This window comes from Ciceribacter sp. L1K23, from assembly GCF_018122705.1.
Classification (GTDB): domain Bacteria; phylum Pseudomonadota; class Alphaproteobacteria; order Rhizobiales; family Rhizobiaceae; genus Allorhizobium.
In genome coordinates this window covers 1,878,694-1,897,071 of the sequence record NZ_JAGRRC010000001.1, presented here as the reverse complement: position 1 = coordinate 1,897,071, position 18,378 = coordinate 1,878,694, and the positions used below count along the sequence as shown (strand labels likewise).

Genomic DNA, 18,378 nt, shown 5'->3' with positions numbered 1-18,378 from the left:
GCCCGGTTCTGCCGGGCCTTTCTTGCGTTTGGGGTACTAGTCGCGATCCGTCTGCACGCGCAGTCGCCCGGCGAGATCCTGGATGTACTGCCAGGCCACGCGGCCCGATCGTCCGCCACGCGTGGTCGCCCATTCCAGCGCCTCGCGGTGCAGTTGCTCGCGCTCCAGCGGCAGGCTGAAATGCTCCGCATAACCGTCGATCATCGTCAGGTAGTCGTCCTGGCTGCACTTGTGGAAGCCGAGCCAGAGGCCGAAGCGATCCGACAGCGACACCTTCTCCTCGACCGCTTCCGACGGATTGATCGCTGTCGACTGTTCGTTCTCGATCATGTTGCGCGGCAGGAGGTGGCGCCGGTTGGAGGTCGCATAGAACAGCACATTGTCCGGACGCCCCTCGATGCCGCCGTCGAGCGCCGCCTTCAGCGACTTGTAGGCGGTATCGTCATGGTCGAACGAGAGGTCGTCGCAGAACACGATGACCCGGTACTGCGTCGCCTTGATCAGGTCGAGCAGTTCCGGCAGGCTCGATATGTCCTCGCGATGCACCTCGACGAGTTTCAGCAGGTTGAAGCCTTCAGCGCGGATATCGGCGTGAACGGCCTTCACCAGCGAGGACTTGCCCATGCCGCGCGCCCCCCACAGCAGCACGTTGTTGGCGGGAAAGCCCTCGGCGAAGCGCGCCGTGTTCTCATGCAGGATGTCGCGCACCCGGTCGACGCCGCGGATCAGCGTCAGCGCCACGCGGTTCGGACGGGGCACCGGCTGCAGATGGCGCCGCTGCGGCGCCCAGACGAAGCAGTCGGCCGCCTCCCAGTCGTTCTCCGCCGGCGCCGGTCCGGCCAGCCGCTCCATTGCGTCAGCCAGGCGACGCACTTCCGAGATCAGGTCCTTGATGCGTTCCGACATGGATAACCTCCCGTTCAATTCTCCGGCATTGCCGGGGCATGTCCGCTTTTTCCGGCGCCTAGCATGGCAATTTGACGGTCGAAAGGGTAAGAGGCTGAAAAACGGTACGCCAGCCGGCTGTTTCGGTTGCATTCGCCCCGCTCGCCACTATATTCCGGCGGCCTGACGCGGGACGGAGAGACCCGTGCATTCACGAATAAGATGAGGGAGTTTCCTATGTTCATTACCCCGGCATTTGCCCAGGATGCGGCTGCCACACCCGCGGCGTTCGGCTCCGGTCTGGAGATGCTGTTCCTGTTCGCGCCGCTGATGGTGGTGTGGTACTTCTTCCTGATCCGTCCGCAGCGCCAGCAGATGAAGAAGCGTCAGGAAACGCTTTCGGCCATCCGTCGTGGCGACCAGGTCGTTCTGGGCGGCGGCATTTCCGGCAAGGTGACGAAGGTCATCGACGACAACGACCTCGAGGTCGAGATCGCCGAGGGCGTCAAGATCCGCGCCGTGCGCGCCTACATCGCCGAAGTGCGTGTCAAGGGCGAACCGGTCAAGACCGAAACGGCCGCCTGACGGGCGGGCCATAGCGGCCCGCACCGACCCCATACCTTCCCAGATATCGAGACCCACATGCTTCACTATTCCCGCTGGAAGACAATGTTCATTTGGCTGACCGTGCTGGTCGGCATTATCGTGGCCATGCCGAACATGTTCAGCGACGAGCAGTTGGAGCGGTTTCCGTCCTTCCTGCCGACCAGCAAGGTAACCCTGGGTCTCGACCTTCAGGGCGGCTCGCACATCATGCTGAAGCTCGAGCGCGACGATATCGTCAAGGAGCGGCTCGAGACCACCGTCGGCGACATCCGCGCCGCGCTGCGCGAGGCCGGTATCCGCTACACCGGTCTCTCCGGTGTCGGCCAGCAGGTCCAGGTGCGGATCGTCGATGCCAGCCAGGTTGATGCCGCCCGTGAAGCGCTGCGCGACATCACCACGCCGGTCAACGCCGGCGGCCTGACCGGCGGCACGGTCCAGGAGGTGGTGATCGAGGACGGCGAGGACGGGCTTCTGCGCCTGCGTCTCACCGACGAGGGCATCAATTACCGTGTGAGTTCCGCGCTCACCCAGTCGATCGAGGTCGTGCGCCGCCGCGTCGACGAACTCGGCACCACTGAACCTCTGATCCAGCGCCAGGGCGACGACCGTATCATCGTCCAGGTGCCGGGCCTCCAGGATCCGCAGCGCCTGAAGGCCCTGCTCAACCAGACCGCCAAGCTCTCCTTCCGCATGGTCGACACCACCATGCCGGTCGAGGAAGCGATCAACGGCCGTCCGCCGGCGTCGTCCGAGGTTCTCTATTCGGCCGACGATCCGGCCGTGCCGTATCTTGTCGAGAAGCAGGTGCTTGTCTCGGGCGAAAACCTCGTCGACGCCCAGGCGAGCTTCGCCCAGCAGACCAACGAGCCCGTCGTCACCTTCCGTTTCGACAGTCGCGGCGCCCAGCGTTTCGCCCAGGCGACGCAGCAGAATGTCGGTCGCCCGTTCGCGATCATTCTCGACGATCAGGTCATCTCGGCGCCCGTCATCCGCGAACCGATCGTCGGCGGCTCCGGCCAGATTTCCGGTAATTTCACGGTCGAGGGCGCCAATGACCTCGCGGTCCTGCTGCGCGCCGGCGCACTGCCGGCGACGCTCACCGTCGTCGAGGAACGCACCGTCGGCCCCGGCCTCGGCCAGGACTCGATCAATGCTGGTATCACCGCCAGCATCATCGGCGCCATCGCCGTCGTCGTCTTCATGCTTGGCTTCTATGGCTCGTTCGGCCTGATGGCCAACATCGCGTTGACCTTCAACGTCGTGATGATCCTGGCGCTCTTGAGCCTCATCGGCTCGACGCTGACGTTGCCCGGCATCGCCGGCATCGTGCTCACAATGGGCATGGCGGTGGACTCCAACGTTCTGGTCTACGAACGTATCCGCGAGGAGGCAAAGGCGGGTCGATCCCTTGTGCAGGCGATCGAGACCGGCTTCACCAAGGCCTTCGCCACCATCGTCGACGCCAACCTGACGACGCTGATCGCCGCCGTCGTGCTGTTCTTCCTCGGCTCCGGCCCCGTGCGCGGCTTCGCCGTGACGCTCGCCATCGGGATCGTGACCACCGTCTTCACCGCCTTCACGCTGACCCGCTGGCTGGTCGCCACCTGGTATCGCTGGCAGCGCCCGAAGCATCTGCCAAAGGGCATCCGCACCGGCATCTTCGACACGCAGAACATCCCGTTCATGTCGATCCGCCGGTTTACCTTCGCCATCGCCGGCGCCCTGTCGATCGCCTCGCTCGTCGGCTTCACCACGCTCGGCCTCAATCTTGGCATCGACTTCACCGGCGGCTCGATCATCGAGGTCAAGGCCCGCCAGGGCAATGCCGACATCGCCGACCTGCGCTCGCGCCTCAACGAGTTGAACCTCGGCGAAATCCAGGCCCAGGGTTTCGGCGATCCGTCGAGCGTCCTGATCCGTGTCCAGGCCCAGGAGGGCGGCGAAAATGCCGAGCAATCGGCGCTGTCTGCCATTCGCGGCGAGATCGAGGACCAGTACGAGTTCCGTCGTGTCGAGGTGGTTGGCCCCTCCGTGTCGAGCGAGCTGACCGAGACCGCCACCCTTGGCGTCGCCGCGGCGCTGTTCGCAATCCTCATCTATATCTGGTTCCGCTTCGAGTGGCAGTTCGCCGTCGGCGCCATCATCGCGACGCTGCACGATGTCATCCTGACCATCGGCCTCTTCGTGTTCCTTGGCATCGAGTTCAACTTGACGAGTATCGCCGCGATCTTGACGATCATCGGCTATTCGCTGAACGACACCGTCGTCGTCTACGACCGAATGCGAGAAAATCTCAGGCGCTACAAGAAGATGCCGCTCGACGTCGTGATCGACAGCTCGATCAACCAGACCCTGTCGCGTACGGTCCTGACTGGCACGACGACCATGCTGGCGCTCGCGGCCCTCTACTTCTTCGGCGGCGAGGTCATTGCCTCCTTCACGCTCGCCATGCTGTTCGGCGTGCTGGTCGGTACTTTCTCGTCGGTCTATATCGCGGCCCCCGTGCTCATCGCCTTCAAGCTGCGTCCGGAGACCTTCCAGGAGGAAGGCAAGGACGAGCTTGCCGCTGGCAAGGCGCGGGCCTGACGCAATGGTGCTTGGCCCGACCAAGGGGATCGTCATCCGCGAGGCGCATTTCCCGGGCCGCGCGCCGATCGATGCCTATGGCAATGGCGGTTTCCGCTTCGCCGACATGTCGCATCGCGGTTCGCTTCTGCTGCTGCCGTCTGGCATCCACGGCTGGCAGATGACGGAAGACGAACCGCTGACCGTCGAAAGCCTTGCCAAGGTCATCGCCGACGCTGATGGGATAGAGGTTCTGCTGGTCGGCACGGGATCGCGGCTTCGCCCGATTCCGGCCCCGGTGAAGGAAGCGCTGCGTGCCGCCGGCATTTCCAGCGACCCGATGGGAACCGGCGCCGCCGTGCGCACGTATAACATCATGCTGGCCGAACAGCGCGCCGTCGCCGCGGCCCTGATCGCGGTCTGAGCCCGAACGACAGGCAAGAGAAAGTTGACGCTGTGACGCAGGAAGCGAGCGACAACGGGGCGATCTGCCTCGACCTGCTGCGCGAGATTGATCGCGACCGTTATCTCGCCTGCCTTCTGTCACCTGCCGACAAGCGTCCGGCGATCGCCGCGCTTTATGCCTTCAGCGCCGAGCTCGCCCGCATCCGCGATCTCGTGCGCGAACCGCTGCCGGGCGAGATCCGCCTGCAGTACTGGCGCGATTTGCTCGACGGCAAGGGCCACGGCTCGACCGAAGCAAACCCCGTCGCCGCCGGCCTGCTTGCCGCCATCGAACGTTACCGCCTGCCGCTTGCGCCCCTGCAGGCCATGGTCGAGGCCCGGCTGTTCGATCTCTACGACGACCCGATCGAGACGCGCGGAATGCTGGAAGGCTATGCCGGCGAGACCGCGTCCGCGCTGATCCAGCTGACCGGCCTCGTGCTCGATCCGGCGGACGCCGCGCGCCATGCCGAGACGGCAGGTCATGCCGGTATCGCCCAGGCGATTGCCGGGCTCATCCTGTTGATGCCGCTCCATCGCCGCCGCGGCCAGCTTTACCTGCCGCTCGAGCTGCTCTCCGCCGTCGGTCTTGACCGCGAGGCCTTTCTCGCTGGCGAGGACCGGCAAAGGATCGGCGCGGCAATCGAGGCCTTCGCGGGCCTGGCGCGCGAACATCTGGAAAAGGCAAGGCGGGCAGGGCGCCCGTCGCCGTCTCTCGCGCCCGCTTTCCTGACGGCGACCCTTGCAGCACCCGTGCTCGATCGCGCGGCACGCGCCGGAGCCGATGGTCTGGATCGCGATCTGCGGCCGTCGCAGCTCCGCCGCCAGTGGCGCATGCTGCGGTTCCTGATGCTGCGCCGCCTCTGATCTGCCCCTGTCGCGGTCACACTTCGCGCAAGCCTCGGCTGTTATCTCTCACGGGAAGTTGATGGCCGTTTGCCGTGGAGACAGGTTTTGAGCTATTTCGTCTGGGCCGTAATCCTCCTGATTGTTCTCCTGCTCGCCTGGTTTTCGACGCGCATGTCGAAACAGGAGGAGGATGACGACCTGCACGACACGGGTCTTGCGATTCTCGAATTCGGCCGCGCTTTTCCGAACGAGGCGATCCGCGCGCTGCACGCGACTGCCAACGGTCAGGCCGTCTTCGTACGCCTGCACGACAACAAGGCCGGCTTCATGCGCCATATGCGCAACCATTACGCCTGCCACCTGATCGAGCCCGGGACGGTGCGCGTCAGGCCGCTCGCGAAAGATACCGGCTTTGCGGTCGAATTCCTCGACGCGCCGTTCCACAACGGCGAGTTCACCTTCGCCACGCCGCAGCAGGCGGCCGAAGTCTCTCTGTGGCTTCTGGGAAATTACGTCGCGCCGTCGGACATCGAGGTGGCTGAGACGCCGGGCAAGGCGACGAGCTGAGCCGTCGCCCTCAGAGGTCTTCCGACAGCCAGCCCTTGCAGTCGGTGAGCGCGCGCTCGGCCATCAACTGCTTCTTCATGATCGACTTGTCCTTGCCGCGGAAGCGCTTGACGCCCTCAGGCTTGACGATCGATCCGGGTTCGAGTTCCGGAAACAGCCCGAAATTCACGTTCATCGGCTGGAACGATCGCTTGCCCGGCTCCTCATCGCTGACGAGATGCCCGCCGGTGATGTGGTTGAGCAGCGAGCCGAGCGCCGTCGTCGCCGGCGGCAGGCGCACCATCTCGCCCTTGCGGTCGGCGGCGGCAAACCGGCCGGCCAATAGCCCGATCGATGCGCTCTCGACATAGCCTTCGCAGCCTGTGATCTGCCCGGCAAAGCGCAGGCCGGTCCGGCTCTTCAACTGCAGCGACGGGTCGAGCAAGACAGGCGAGTTGATGTAGGTGTTGCGATGCAGGCCGCCGAGACGCGCGAACTCGGCGTTCTGCAGTCCGGGAATCATCCGGAAGATGTCGGCCTGCGCGCCGTATTTGAGCTTCGTCTGGAAGCCGACCATGTTGTAAAGCGTGCCGAGCGCATTGTCCTGGCGAAGCTGCACCACCGCATAGGGCTTGACGGTCGGGTTATGCGCATTGGTGAGGCCCATTGGCTTCATCGGCCCGTGCCGCAGCGTCTCGCGGCCGCGCTCCGCCATGATCTCGATCGGCAGGCAGCCGTCGAAATAGGGCGTACCTTCCCATTCCTTGAAGCCGACGGTATCGGCCGCGATCAGCGCATCGATGAAGGCATTGTACTGCGCCTCGTCCATCGGGCAGTTGATGTAGTCCTTGCCGGTGCCGCCGGGTCCCACCTTGTCGTAGCGCGACTGGTACCAGCAGATGTCCATGTCGATGCTGTCGCGATGCACGATCGGCGCGATGGCATCGAAGAAAGCGAGCGCGTCCTCGCCGGTTTCCGCACGGATCGCGTCGGCGAGCGCCGGAGAGGTCAGCGGACCCGTGGCGATGATCGCCAGATCCCACTCCTTCGGCGGCAGCCCGGTCACTTCCTCGCGGGTGACGGTGACAAGCGGATGGCTGTGGATCGCGGCGGTCACCGCCTCCGAAAAGCCATCGCGATCGACTGCAAGCGCGCCGCCGGCCGGTACCTGGTGCTTGTCGGCGCAGGCCATGATCAGCGAGCCGGCAAGCCGCATTTCCGCATGGATCACGCCGACGGCATTCGCCGTCGCGTCGTCGGAGCGGAAGGAATTGGAGCAGACCAGTTCGGCAAGCCCGTCGGTCTTGTGGGCATCGGTGCCGCGCACGCCGCGCATTTCATGCAGGATGACCGGAACGCCGGCCTCGGCGATCTGCCAGGCGGCCTCGGAGCCGGCGAGACCGCCGCCGATGACGTGGATGGGGGCAGGGGAAGTGTCTTTTGTCATGGCGGCTGATTATCACGGCGGTTCGGCCACGCCAATCGTCGATTGATGGTCACGGCCCGTTTGGCTGGACGCCGAATCAAAAACGGCACCTTCCGGTGCCGTTTCGAATACCCTCGCTGGCGCGATCCGATTAACGGAAGGAGCGGGAAGCGATGTTGCGGATGTCGTAGCGGGTGATGCCGATATCCGACAGGGCCTGGTTCGACAGGTTGCCCAGCTCGGACATGGTACGACGGTAGCTGATCCAGTTCTTTGCGATGCGAATCGGGTTCATGGTGTGTTTCCTCGGATTGAATTCTTTTGCGCCGGTGCTGCGGGTTATTCCGCATCAGCGATTGAGTGTTTTATACACGCGTTTAATAACGTTGTGCAGTGCAATTTATGTGCTCCTGCTATGCATTTGTGCAGGGTGGTGAACAAAGAGTAGGCGGAGATGAAAAAATGAGCCTGCCGTTGGGCTCTCATCATCCGGCCCCGATGGCGTTTTCTCTGTTACCCGCTTCGCCGTTTCGGAGCGGATTTTTTCCTGTTCATTCAGATATTTCATGGCCACATTCGCGGGATGCGATGGATCGTCACACAGAGCGGCGCTAGCTTCGCGCAGTGGGTGTTCCATTGCGATATCGAGGTTTTCCATGCCGCTTCTGCATGCCGGCGCCATTCACCCGATCACATTGCCCGATGGCACCGTCTATCGTGATACGGTTTATCTCCGGAATGTCATCGACCACCCGCGCATCGAAGTCGGGGACTACAGCTACTACACCCACTCGGGAGCGCCAGAGGATACCGCGCACATCTTGGCTCCGTATCTGGGGCCGAGCTGTCGAGAGCGCCTAACGATCGGCAAGTTCGTGCAGATTGCGCGGGGAAGCTGTTTCATCACCAGTTCCGCCAACCACCCGATGACGGGCTTCACCACGTATCCCTTCCGGATCTTCAAGCCGGAGACTTTTGGTTACAAGGACTTGCCCGTAAGGGATACGGTCGTTGGCCACGATGTCTGGATCGGTCACGACGCCACCATCATGCCCGGCGTGCGCATTGGTGCGGGCGCGATTGTCGGGGCGGCTTCGGTCGTCACGCGCGATGTTCCCGCCTACGCCGTGGTCGGGGGAAATCCGGCAACCCTCATCCGCATGCGCTACCCGGACGAGACCATCGTCGAGCTTCTCCGGATCGCCTGGTGGGACTGGTCCATCGAGCGGATCGAGGAAAACCTCGCCGCGCTGACCAGTGGCGATCTGTCCGCGCTTCAGGCTGTTTGACGGGCCCGCGACGCTTTGTCTTCTGCACAATGAAAAAAAGCCTCCCGCGAGGGAGGCTTTTGAGGCAGACGACTGGAGGGTCGGTTATATCTGCTGTATCAGCCTGCGATGGCTTCGCGAGCGACGCGGTGGATGTCGCTGCGGCCAATGCCGAGGTCGCTGAGTTCGCGGTCGGACATCCGGCCGAGTTCGGATACGGTCTGACGGTACTTGCGCCAGTTGTTGAGCGAGCGTGCGATTTTCATGATGAGCCTCTTTCCGGTTTGTCTGCCGCCGAAACCTCTTTGCGTTCCGGCCTTAATTCCATGACGCTAAGATATGCTGCGCCGCGAAAAACTTGTAGAGCCAAGTTCAGAGACCACCTATGCATGGAGCGCATGACATCGTGGTTACCAATGCGTTAAATGCCCATTTATGCATCATCAAGGCCGTGAGGCGGGCATAATGTCGGTCGTCCGCAAGCGTTTGTGGGGTGTGGTGGGATCGCAGCCGGAAAAGGGGAAGCCTGAAAACAATAACGCCCACCGGGGGAGGAGGTCCGGTGGGCGTCATTTGAGGTGGCAGATGACTGGGAGGAGGAGTGTCACCTGCCGTTCGGCCATGCGCTGGGAGGAGGAGGATGCGCGATGACCGAAGCTCGTTGCGGTGAAATCAGGAAGTCCTTCGTTCGCCGCCGTTGAATAAGTAATACTTGAAGCGCCCGGCTTTGTGCAGTGCAATAAATTCATGGAAGGCATGCGGCAGATGCATGGCCCGCACGACCCTCTTTTGGCCGGCATGGGCCATCGCTTGCCGATTGTCTTTTATGTGCCCCCGTATAACCTAGAGAAAAACGGAAGGCCGCTCTCGGGGCGGAAGGGTGGACGCATGTATCGCGGCAGGCTGGCGCGGGATTTCGAGCGCTGGGTGAAGATGGGACTTCTGGAGGCGCCGGTCGCGGAGCGGCTGCTTCAGGAATATGACGGCCGTCGCTCGAGTTTCAGTATCGGTTCGGTGCTGATGGCGCTCGCCGCCGTCCTGATGTCGGCCTCCATCCTGCTGCTGGTTGCTGCGGGCTGGGAAGACATACCGCGCCTGATGAAGATCGGCGGCATTCTCGCGCTGATCTGGATCTTCCATCTGTCCGCCGCCTTTGCCAGCTGGCAGCAGGCGCCGCGGCTCGCTGGCGCCCTGCTGATTCTCGGCTGCGCCAGCTTCGGCGGCGGCATCGCGCTGGTCGGCCAGCTCTACCATGTCTCCGGCGACGCGGTGGATGCGATGCTCGTCTGGCTGTCCGTCACGCTGCTGTCGGCCGCGCTCTTCCGCTCCGCAGCCCTGACCGGCGCCGCCGGCCTCCTCACCTGGGCCCTGTTTCTCTATTATCTCGACGACCACAATTTCGAGTGGGTCGGCCTCTACCCCTGGACAGTGATCGCAGGCGCGGTCGCGACGCTGGCGCTCGTCTGGTGGACGCAGGCCGGGCGCGTGCGCCATCTCGTCTACACGCTGGCGCTCGCTTTCCTTATCTGGATCTACTTCCTTTATGAATCGCCGACGGTCGCTATTCTCTATCTGGTGCTCGGCACGGCCTTCTTCGCTGTTCTCAGCCAGCGCGTCGTCCCGCTTCCGTCCTTCATCGACCAGTCCGGCGCGGCGCCGGCCTTTTACGCACTCGTTCTCGCTGTCATCGGGCTTGGTATATTGCACATGGTGTATGACACCGCCGCCGGTCGAGCGATCCTGGCAGCTGTGACGGTCGGCCTGACGGTGCTGGTCCTGGCACTCGCAGGACGCGACAACGGCGCGGCGCGCTATCTCGCCTATCTCGTCTTCTCGGTCGAGGTTCTCTATCTCTCCTTCGTCACGATCGACAGCATGCTCGGCACCTCGGGCTTCTTCCTGATTTCGGGCGTCGTCGTCGCCATGCTCGCCTTCGTCGTGATCCGTCTTGAAAAACTGCTGGCCGCCCGCGCGGCCTCGAGGGAGGCTCCATGACGACCCTAGCCAGCGACCGACCATCGATCCTGCGCCCGCTTGCGGCTGCGATTCTCGTCGCCGCGCTCATGACCGCTGTGCTCGGCTACCAGATCGAGCGCCGCGCCGGCATCCTCCGCAGTGGCACGGAGGTTCTGCTTGCCACCGAACCCGTCGATCCGCGCGATCTGCTGCGCGGCGATTATGTCGTTCTAACCTATCCCGTCTCCCTGGTTCCGTTCTCCGAGGTGAAGGGCGCCCGTCCGATGAAGGCTGGCCGGACGGTTCTGTGGATCAGGCTGGCGCCGGGCGCCGACGGTCTTTGGACCCGCACCGAGGCCTCGTTCTCCGAACTGCCGCAGCAGGACGGGACCGTCGTGCTGAAGAGCCTGCCATTCGAGATCCACGGGTGGGAAGGCGAGGGCGACAGCTACCGCGCCGATTTCGGCATCGAGCGCTTCTACCTGCCGGAAGGCGAGGGGCTCGAGATCGAGGCCGCCCGCAACGACAGCCGCGTCACCATGGCGATCCGCGTCGCCGAAGATGGCCGCGCCCAGGTCCGCACCCTGTTCATCGACGGCAAGCCGGTTTATAGTGACCCTCTCTATTGAGTGACGAACCCCTGGTGGTTCGCCCTGGTTCCGAAGGGACCGGGACAGAGCGCATTTTCTCTTTGCGCCGGGAAAATCGGGTGATATAGAGACGCGCGCTCCGGAGGGGCCATGCGCCTTGGGCGGCATGCGATCTGATGGACGCGGGTATGGTGAAATTGGTAGACACGCCAGATTTAGGTTCTGGTGCCGCAAGGCGTGGGAGTTCAAGTCTCTCTACCCGCACCAGACAGGTTTCGCGGGTCGATGCGCGACCGGACAGGCGGTTTCCGAGCCGTCCAGGTCCCGATTGTTTGACCCACCGAACGCCTGAGGAATGACGAAGACACGCCCGGACACTGTTTTCCGGCGCCGTGCTCATAGCGAAAACCACGGCTGTCCGGGCACGGCCGCCACGACATGAAGGTATGAACATGCAGGTTATCGAAACGCTCGCTGAAGGGCTGAAGCGCGAACTGAAGGTCGTCATCCCGGCCAAGGACATGGAACAGCGGATGAACGAGCGCCTCGCCGAGGTCAAGGACAAGGTCCGCATCAACGGCTTCCGTCCGGGCAAGGTACCGACGTCGCACGTCAAGAAGATGTACGGCAAGTCGATCATGGCCGAACTGGTCAACGAGATCGTCCGCGACCGTCCGTCGGCCATCCTGTCCGAGCGTGGCGAAAAGTCGGCGACCCAGCCGGAAATCGCGATGACCGAGGACGAGGCCGAGGCCAACAAGATCCTCGCCGCCGAAGCCGATTTCGAATTCACCGTTTCCTATGAAGTGATCCCGCCGATCGAACTGAAGCCGGTCGACAAGATCAAGGTAACCCGCGAAGTCGTCGAGATCGACGAAGCCGAAGTCACCGAGCAGATCGAGAAGATCGCCGAGAACGCCCGCACCTACGAGACCAAGAAGGGCAAGGCCGCGACCGGCGACCGCGTCACCATGGACTACCTCGGCAAGGTCGACGGCGAAGCCTTCGACGGCGGCAAGGACGAGGATGCGGAACTGGTCATCGGTTCCAACCGCTTCATCCCGGGCTTCGAAGACCAGCTCGTCGGCCTGAAGGCTGGCGATGAGAAGGTGATCACCGTCACCTTCCCGGCCGATTACCCGGCCGCCAACCTCGCCGGCAAGGAAGCCACCTTCGACATCACCGTCAAGGACGTTGCTGCTCCGGCCGCTCTCGAGCTCAACGACGAACTCGCCACCAAGCTTGGCATCGAATCGCTCGACAAGCTCAAGGAAATCGTTCGCGGCCAGATCGAAAGCCAGTTCGGCAACGTCACCCGCCAGAAGGTCAAGCGTCGGATCCTCGACCAGCTGGACGAGATGTACAAGTTCGACACGCCCTCCAAGCTGGTTGACGCCGAGTTCGAAAACATCTGGCGCCAGATCAACACCGATCTCGCCCAGTCCGGCAAGACCTTCGAGGACGAGGACACCACCGAAGAAGAAGCCCGCGCCGAATACCGCAAGCTCGCCGAGCGCCGCGTTCGCCTGGGTCTCGTTCTCTCCGAAATCGGCGAAAAGGCCGGTGTTGAGGTAACCGAGGAAGAAATGCAGCGCGCGCTTTACGCCCAGCTGCAGCAGTTCCCGGGACAGCAGAAGGAAATCCTCGATTTCTTCCGCAACACCCCCGGCGCCGCCGCCTCGCTGCGCGCCCCGATCTTCGAAGAAAAGGTCATCGACAAGCTGCTGACCGAAGTCACCGTCACCGACAAGACCGTCTCCAAGGACGAGCTGCTTGCTGACGACGAAGGCGACGACGCCGCAAAGCCGGCCAAGAAGAAGGCCGCTTCGAAGAAGGCCGCCAAGGCTGAAGACGCCGCCGAAGCTTCGGACGAGGCTCCGAAGAAGAAGGCCGCTCCGAAGAAGAAGAAGGCCGACGAGGCCGACGCCGAATAATCCGGCGCTTCGATCGAGTTTTGGGAAAGGCCGTCCTTCGGGGCGGCTTTTCTGTTTTTGGGGGTCTCTGACGATTTTTTCCGAATGGAGCCTTGCACCTCTAGTAACTGGAGGTTTTAGGAGGGGTGCCATCAACCGAGAGGATGTTTGATGAGCACTGTGTCCGAAACCCGCTTCCGCGTCGGCGGAATGGATTGCGCCTCCTGCGCCAGCAAGATCGACACGGCGGTCCGCCGCATGCCGGGTGTCGAGGAAGTCTCCGTCACCGCTGGCACGATGACGGTCAGCCACGACGGGACATTGGATGTCGCGGCGATCGGCAGAAAGGTCACGGGTCTCGGTTACACCGTCAGCCCGATCGTGCCCCGCACGGGCGGCGATTCGGAGGCCACGCACAGGGACGGTCCCTCGTGCTCCCATGCGCATCATCAAGACCATGCGGGTGACGACCATGGGCATGACCATCCGGCCGATGAGCACAAGCATGGGCACGCTCATTCCGGCGGCTCGCTTGCCGGGGCGGACGACAGGCTTGCCGCCGTCGAAGGGCTGCACGGCCACGACCACGGTCCGACGGAAGGCCCATGGTGGAAGGGTCGCAAGGGTCGGCTGACGATTCTCGCCGGTCTGGCGCTGGTCGCCGCCTACGGTGTCGGCCTGGCGTTCCCGCAAATCGAGACCGCCGCCTTCACGCTTGCCATGCTGGTCGGCCTGGTGCCGATCGCCCGCCGGGCGCTGATGGCGGCCCTGGCCGGCACGCCGTTCTCCATCGAGACGCTGATGACCATTGCCGCTGTTGGCGCGCTGTTCATCGACGCGACCGAGGAGGCGGCCATGGTCGTCTTCCTCTTCCTCGTCGGCGAATTGCTGGAAGGTGTCGCGGCGGGGAGGGCACGTGACAGTATCAGGGCGCTCTCCAAGCTCGTGCCGAAGACGGCGCTCCTGGAAGAGGGCGGCAAGACCCGCGAGGTGCCGGCCGAGACGCTTGCCGTCGGTTCGGTCATCCTCGTCCGGCCCGGCGACCGCATCTCCGCCGACGGCGTGATCGTCGCGGGCGACAGCGCCATCGACGAGGCGCCGGTGACCGGCGAGAGCGTCCCGGTGCGCAAGGGTGTGGACGATACCGTCTTCGCCGGCACGGTCAATGGCGACGCGGCGCTGCGCGTCCGGGTGACGGCGACGGCCGAGGACAACACGATTGCCCGCGTCGTCCGCCTCGTCGAGGAGGCCCAGGAGAAGAAGGCGCCGACGGAGCGCTTCATCGACCGCTTTTCGAAGTATTACACGCCGGGTGTGGTGGCCGTCGGCGCATTGGTCGCGGTTCTGCCGCCGCTCGTCTTCGGGGCGGAGTGGGGCGAATGGGTCTACAAGGGCCTCGCCATCCTCTTGATCGGCTGCCCCTGCGCGCTCGTCATCTCGACGCCTGCAGCGATTGCCGCCTCGCTCTCCGCCGGTGCCCGGCGCGGCCTGCTTCTGAAGGGCGGCGCGGTGCTGGAGGGTTTTGGCAAGCTCACGGCGGTCGCCTTCGATAAGACAGGCACGCTGACCGAGGGCCGTCCGAAGGTCACCGATGTCCTGGCGTTCGAGTCGACCGAAGCCGAAACGTTGAGGCTGGCGGCGTCGCTCGAGGTCGGCTCCAGCCATCCGCTGGCGACCGCGATCCTCGCGAAGGCCGCGGCCGACGGCATCGATATCCCGGCGGCGAAGGATGCCCGCGCGATCGGCGGCAAGGGTGTCGAGGGTCTGGTCGACGGTCATGCGCTTTTTCTCGGCTCGCCGACGGCGGCGGGCGAGCGGGCAGCACTTTCGGAAGCGGCGCTGGCCGCGTTCGAGGGGCTGCACGGCGAGGGCAAGACCGTCTCCGTGCTGGTGGTCGACGGCCGTCCGGCGGGCGCGATTGCGATGCGCGACGAACCGCGCACCGATGCCGCGAGCGGCCTGCGCGCGCTGGAGGCGACCGGTATCCGCACGGTGATGCTGACCGGCGACAACGCTGTGACGGCCAAGGCCATCGGCGAAAAACTCGGCATCGAGGTCCGCGCCGGGCTGATGCCCGACGACAAGCAGCGCATCGTCGGCGAGCTGAAGCGGGACGGCTTCATCGTCGGCAAGGTCGGCGACGGCATCAATGACGCGCCGGCGCTCGCCGCCGCCGATATCGGCATTGCGATGGGCGGCGGCACCGATGTGGCGCTGGAGACGGCCGATGCCGCGAGCCTGCATGGTCGGGTCGGGGATATCGCCGCGATGATCGCGCTCTCGCGCCGCACCATGCGCAACATCACCGAGAACATCGCGATCGCGCTGGGGCTGAAGGCTGTCTTCCTGGTGACCACGATCGCCGGCATTACCGGCCTCTGGCCCGCCATCCTGGCCGACACCGGCGCCACGGTTCTGGTGACGCTGAACGCGCTGCGGCTGCTGAAGGCGAGGTGAGGGGACCGCCGGTGTCGTGCCCCGCATGATCCTTCGAGGCCCTCGCGTTCGCGAGGGCGCCTCAGGATGAGGGCGTGCCGGGTGGCGCTCCGCCAGCTTGGTCATCGCCCAGTGCCCCTCATCCGGCTGCCGGCACCCGGCCGGCCTTTCGCTAGGGCTCAAGGCGTTCGTTGCTGCAATCGATTCGCCGGATCGATTGCTCCGCTGCGCGGACCGCGCCTCACCCCCGCTCCCGGGGAGAAGGGACTCGTGGTACCGCCGGCGCTCCATCCTCCTTCTCCCCGCGAGCGGGGAGAAGGTGCCGGCAGGCGGATGAGGGGCAAGTCCCGGCATTTCTTCAGCGGTAACGTCATCCATCTCCTCAATCCATCCTCTCCCAAAAATTCCGCGCACCCGAAAACCCCGCAGAGGCTCTCCCCCTCCGGTTTGGCATCACCTGTAATGTCTTCCCCGCAACTCCAGACAAAGGGGAAGCGGACGGGGTACCGGGGGCACCTCGTTAGTTTAGTATAGTGGTACCTTCCGGTACCCCGTTCGGCGGTTTTTATCCGCGACTTCGGTCTCTCTGCGGGAGCGTCGGGTTTCCGGTGGAGGCAAACCCCCACCCCGCATGCGCCGCCGGGACTTGTCAGGTCCGTTGGCCCGCGCCGCATGCATACCCCGCGCTCCCTTCCGTGCCCCACAGGCACACCCGGCGCCCGGTTAGGGCTGGATGACGGACCTGGCTGCAAACCCGTCCTCCCCCATGTCGCCGGAGGGAGACCATTTTCCGCGGACCCCGGTGGCAGGCTCTTGCGTCCTTCCCCCACCACCAGCGCCGGCCCCGCCTCGCCACAACGCCTTGTGGTGTATCCGCGACGGAACGGGAACAAGGATACGGGCGACGGGAAAAAGGGGGACGCGGCGGGTGTGAGATTTTTTTGAGGGTGGGCGTGTTTTTCTGATAAGCCGCTGATTTTGTTGGGAGATAATTTCGATGTCGCGCCTTGTAGGACCCCCTCACCGGCAATTTCTAGCACTTAGCTGCGCTAAGATCTGAAATTGCTTCCTCTCCCACCAGGGTAGAGGAGGGGTTTTGTTCCGAGCTTTGGGGACAGCGGGCGGTGGACCGTGAATGGATCCTCGGGTCGAGCCCGAGGATGACGGCGTGTGGGGTTGGCGTTGGTGCCAAAAGAGAGGTCATCGGATTTCGGCATTGCTTGGGGCACCGTTGTGCCCCTCCCGGTCGTCATCGTCGGGCTTGACCCGAGGATGACCCGAGGATCCAAAGCCAGGCCAACCAACGTCGCTCAGGGCCAAACCTAAGGTTTCGCAAGAGTAGGCTCGGTGAGGCTGGCACACACAGAACTGTGTCCTTCCGCACTCTCCCGCAGGTGGGGAGGAGGGCGGCGGCGTACCGCGAGGCCGACAAATCGATGTCGCCTTGCGTTGACTTGAGATTGCTCCTCCGCCGACCTTGGATCGTCGACGCGACCTAGCGCCGGACCGGTGGTGTCAGTTCCTTGACCAGTTGCTGGAGCGCGCGCTGGTCGCTGGTATTGGTTTTGTCGTAGATCGCGCCGAGCTGCGATTTTACCGTTCCGTCGGAGACGCCCTGCGCCTCGGATATCTCCGAGCGCGTCAGCCCCTCCGAGACGTAGGCGACGACCCGGCGTTCCGCCGGTGTGAGGCCGAACAGCGCGGCCACGGCCTCGATGGCCGTCTGCACCACGGCACCCGCGGAGGCAACGAAGATCGCAGCCGACGCACGGCTTTCGAAGCGGCCGGCCTTGGTGCGTCTGCGCAAGGGCAGCACATGCGCGACGGCCGGGCGGTCGCTTGAACCGAGGGGCAGATCGATGCCCTCGGCGCCGAGGCCGATTTCGTCTCGCGACCCCAGAAGCACGGCCTTCTTCAAGGCGAGGTTCGCATGGGGAAATTGCGCCACGAGCTTTCCCGACCGCTGCTGCACCACCGTCTGGTCGCGTAGTCTCTCCTCGGCGGCAGCATTGGCGAAGAGGATCTCCATGTCGTCGCCGACAATGAAGACGGCATGATGCAGGACTTCGATGACTTCGCGCAAAACCGCCGATTCGGTCCGCTCCATCTCCAGCATGTCATGGATCGTCACGGCCCGCCGGATATGCGGACCGAGCATCGCGACGAGCTCGAAAAGCCGTCGATCCGTCGGCTGGTATTTGACGGAGATATTGAGCGTTCCCACGCGCGTCGGACGTTTCAGCACGGCCATGTCGATCGAATCCAGCACGCCATAGCGGGCATGGAAATTCTGATAGAGCGCGCCGTTTCTCCACACGCTTTCGCCATCGTGCCCGTAGAGACGGAACATCCGCGCCAGCGTATCGGGTTCGTCGATGTTCATCTGCTGCAGAAGATGGAAGAAGGGCACGTCCTTGGCATGGGCGGCAAGGACCTGAATCGCTTCCTGATCGTCGCAGGCCACCTGCGCGAGACTGGCGGCGCGCGTGCCGGTATCGAAGATCGCGAGCGTCGTCAGGAAGCCGTTGGTCTTGCGATTGATCAACGACAGCGCCTGGCCCCAGGCATGTTCGCGCGCCACGCAATCATAGATGCTGCCGATCAGTTCCGAAAAATCTCTGTCCATGGGACGTCCTACCTTCAGGCCCAATATCACGGCCTCTTGATCGCAATGCGGAAGCACTACAGGGGACGGGACCGCGCCCCATCTCCCGCGCGGGGGATGCCGATCCCCGCCAAATCGATAAAACACCCACGTCGGCCGCAACCAAGACCTGCCGCCGATCACGACAACAACAGAAGGCAGACCAAAACATGACTTCGAGGTGCAAACGGCCGGCAGCCGAGATACCGCCGGCAATACGCAGTTCAGAGCCTCCGGTGACGCTTCTTCA

General features: G+C 63.9%; 16 protein-coding genes and 1 tRNA gene. 11 read left to right on the top strand and 6 right to left on the bottom strand.

Features of this window, described 5'->3' with window-relative positions:
* Nucleotides 1-36 precede the first annotated feature (36 nt).
* A complete protein-coding gene (locus J5J10_RS08925; protein ID WP_211929637.1) occupies nucleotides 37-906 on the bottom strand; it encodes an ATP-binding protein in 870 nt (289 codons plus the stop codon).
* A gap of 216 nt (nucleotides 907-1,122) precedes the next feature.
* Between J5J10_RS08925 and yajC the strand changes: the two genes are divergently transcribed.
* From yajC to J5J10_RS08900, 5 genes are all read left to right on the top strand, one after another.
* A complete protein-coding gene (gene yajC / locus J5J10_RS08920; RefSeq protein ID WP_208549708.1) occupies nucleotides 1,123-1,470 on the top strand; it encodes a preprotein translocase subunit YajC in 348 nt (115 codons plus the stop codon).
* Between the two features lie 57 nt (nucleotides 1,471-1,527).
* The gene (gene secDF / locus J5J10_RS08915; protein ID WP_211929636.1) at nucleotides 1,528-4,077 is read left to right on the top strand and encodes a protein translocase subunit SecDF; all 2,550 of its coding nucleotides are present in this window, start codon (nucleotides 1,528-1,530) and stop codon (nucleotides 4,075-4,077) included.
* 4 nt (nucleotides 4,078-4,081) lie between these two features.
* Nucleotides 4,082-4,480 carry an Mth938-like domain-containing protein gene (locus J5J10_RS08910; protein ID WP_208553508.1) on the top strand — a complete coding sequence of 133 codons (399 nt, stop codon included), beginning with the start codon at nucleotides 4,082-4,084 and terminating at the stop codon, nucleotides 4,478-4,480.
* Between the two features lie 32 nt (nucleotides 4,481-4,512).
* Nucleotides 4,513-5,367, top strand: coding sequence for a phytoene/squalene synthase family protein (locus J5J10_RS08905; protein WP_211929635.1), 855 nt, complete (start codon nucleotides 4,513-4,515; stop codon nucleotides 5,365-5,367).
* An 87-nt stretch (nucleotides 5,368-5,454) separates the two neighbouring features.
* Nucleotides 5,455-5,916: a hypothetical protein gene (locus tag J5J10_RS08900; protein WP_211929634.1), complete on the top strand. Its 462-nt coding sequence runs from the start codon at nucleotides 5,455-5,457 to the stop codon at nucleotides 5,914-5,916.
* Nucleotides 5,917-5,926: 10 nt separating this feature from the next.
* Here the strand turns inward: J5J10_RS08900 and trmFO are convergent, their stop codons facing one another.
* The 3 genes from trmFO to J5J10_RS08885 form a co-directional block, all read right to left on the bottom strand.
* Nucleotides 5,927-7,342 (bottom strand): methylenetetrahydrofolate--tRNA-(uracil(54)-C(5))-methyltransferase (FADH(2)-oxidizing) TrmFO, encoded by a 1,416-nt coding sequence (gene trmFO / locus J5J10_RS08895; RefSeq protein ID WP_211929633.1) that lies wholly within the window; start codon nucleotides 7,340-7,342, stop codon nucleotides 5,927-5,929.
* Nucleotides 7,343-7,472: 130 nt separating this feature from the next.
* Nucleotides 7,473-7,616, bottom strand: coding sequence for a DUF1127 domain-containing protein (locus J5J10_RS08890; protein ID WP_208549721.1), 144 nt, complete (start codon nucleotides 7,614-7,616; stop codon nucleotides 7,473-7,475).
* Between the two features lie 105 nt (nucleotides 7,617-7,721).
* The gene (locus J5J10_RS08885; protein ID WP_211929632.1) at nucleotides 7,722-7,979 is read right to left on the bottom strand and encodes a hypothetical protein; all 258 of its coding nucleotides are present in this window, start codon (nucleotides 7,977-7,979) and stop codon (nucleotides 7,722-7,724) included.
* Here J5J10_RS08885 and J5J10_RS08880 point away from each other — a divergent pair.
* Complete coding sequence (locus J5J10_RS08880; RefSeq protein ID WP_211929631.1) at nucleotides 7,978-8,610, top strand: CatB-related O-acetyltransferase; 633 nt, start codon at nucleotides 7,978-7,980, stop codon at nucleotides 8,608-8,610. The genes J5J10_RS08885 and J5J10_RS08880 overlap by 2 nt on opposite strands.
* Before the next feature lie 98 nt (nucleotides 8,611-8,708).
* Here the strand turns inward: J5J10_RS08880 and J5J10_RS08875 are convergent, their stop codons facing one another.
* Nucleotides 8,709-8,855 carry a DUF1127 domain-containing protein gene (locus J5J10_RS08875; RefSeq protein ID WP_208549729.1) on the bottom strand — a complete coding sequence of 49 codons (147 nt, stop codon included), beginning with the start codon at nucleotides 8,853-8,855 and terminating at the stop codon, nucleotides 8,709-8,711.
* 622 nt (nucleotides 8,856-9,477) lie between these two features.
* Here J5J10_RS08875 and J5J10_RS08870 point away from each other — a divergent pair.
* The 5 genes from J5J10_RS08870 (at nucleotide 9,478) to J5J10_RS08850 (ending at nucleotide 15,505) form a co-directional block, all read left to right on the top strand.
* Nucleotides 9,478-10,584: a DUF2157 domain-containing protein gene (locus J5J10_RS08870; protein WP_211929630.1), complete on the top strand. Its 1,107-nt coding sequence runs from the start codon at nucleotides 9,478-9,480 to the stop codon at nucleotides 10,582-10,584.
* A complete protein-coding gene (locus J5J10_RS08865) occupies nucleotides 10,581-11,174 on the top strand; it encodes a GDYXXLXY domain-containing protein (RefSeq protein ID WP_211929629.1) in 594 nt (197 codons plus the stop codon). The genes J5J10_RS08870 and J5J10_RS08865 overlap by 4 nt, the downstream gene beginning before the upstream one ends.
* 143 nt (nucleotides 11,175-11,317) lie before the next feature.
* A tRNA-Leu gene (locus tag J5J10_RS08860) sits at nucleotides 11,318-11,402 on the top strand.
* A 185-nt stretch (nucleotides 11,403-11,587) separates the two neighbouring features.
* Nucleotides 11,588-13,069 carry a trigger factor gene (gene tig, locus J5J10_RS08855; RefSeq protein WP_211929628.1) on the top strand — a complete coding sequence of 494 codons (1,482 nt, stop codon included), beginning with the start codon at nucleotides 11,588-11,590 and terminating at the stop codon, nucleotides 13,067-13,069.
* Between the two features lie 150 nt (nucleotides 13,070-13,219).
* Complete coding sequence (locus J5J10_RS08850; protein WP_211929627.1) at nucleotides 13,220-15,505, top strand: heavy metal translocating P-type ATPase; 2,286 nt, start codon at nucleotides 13,220-13,222, stop codon at nucleotides 15,503-15,505.
* A gap of 1,474 nt (nucleotides 15,506-16,979) precedes the next feature.
* Here J5J10_RS08850 and J5J10_RS08845 read toward each other — a convergent pair.
* The gene (locus tag J5J10_RS08845) at nucleotides 16,980-18,110 is read right to left on the bottom strand and encodes a helix-turn-helix transcriptional regulator (protein WP_211929626.1); all 1,131 of its coding nucleotides are present in this window, start codon (nucleotides 18,108-18,110) and stop codon (nucleotides 16,980-16,982) included.
* Nucleotides 18,111-18,378: the final 268 nt, after the last annotated feature.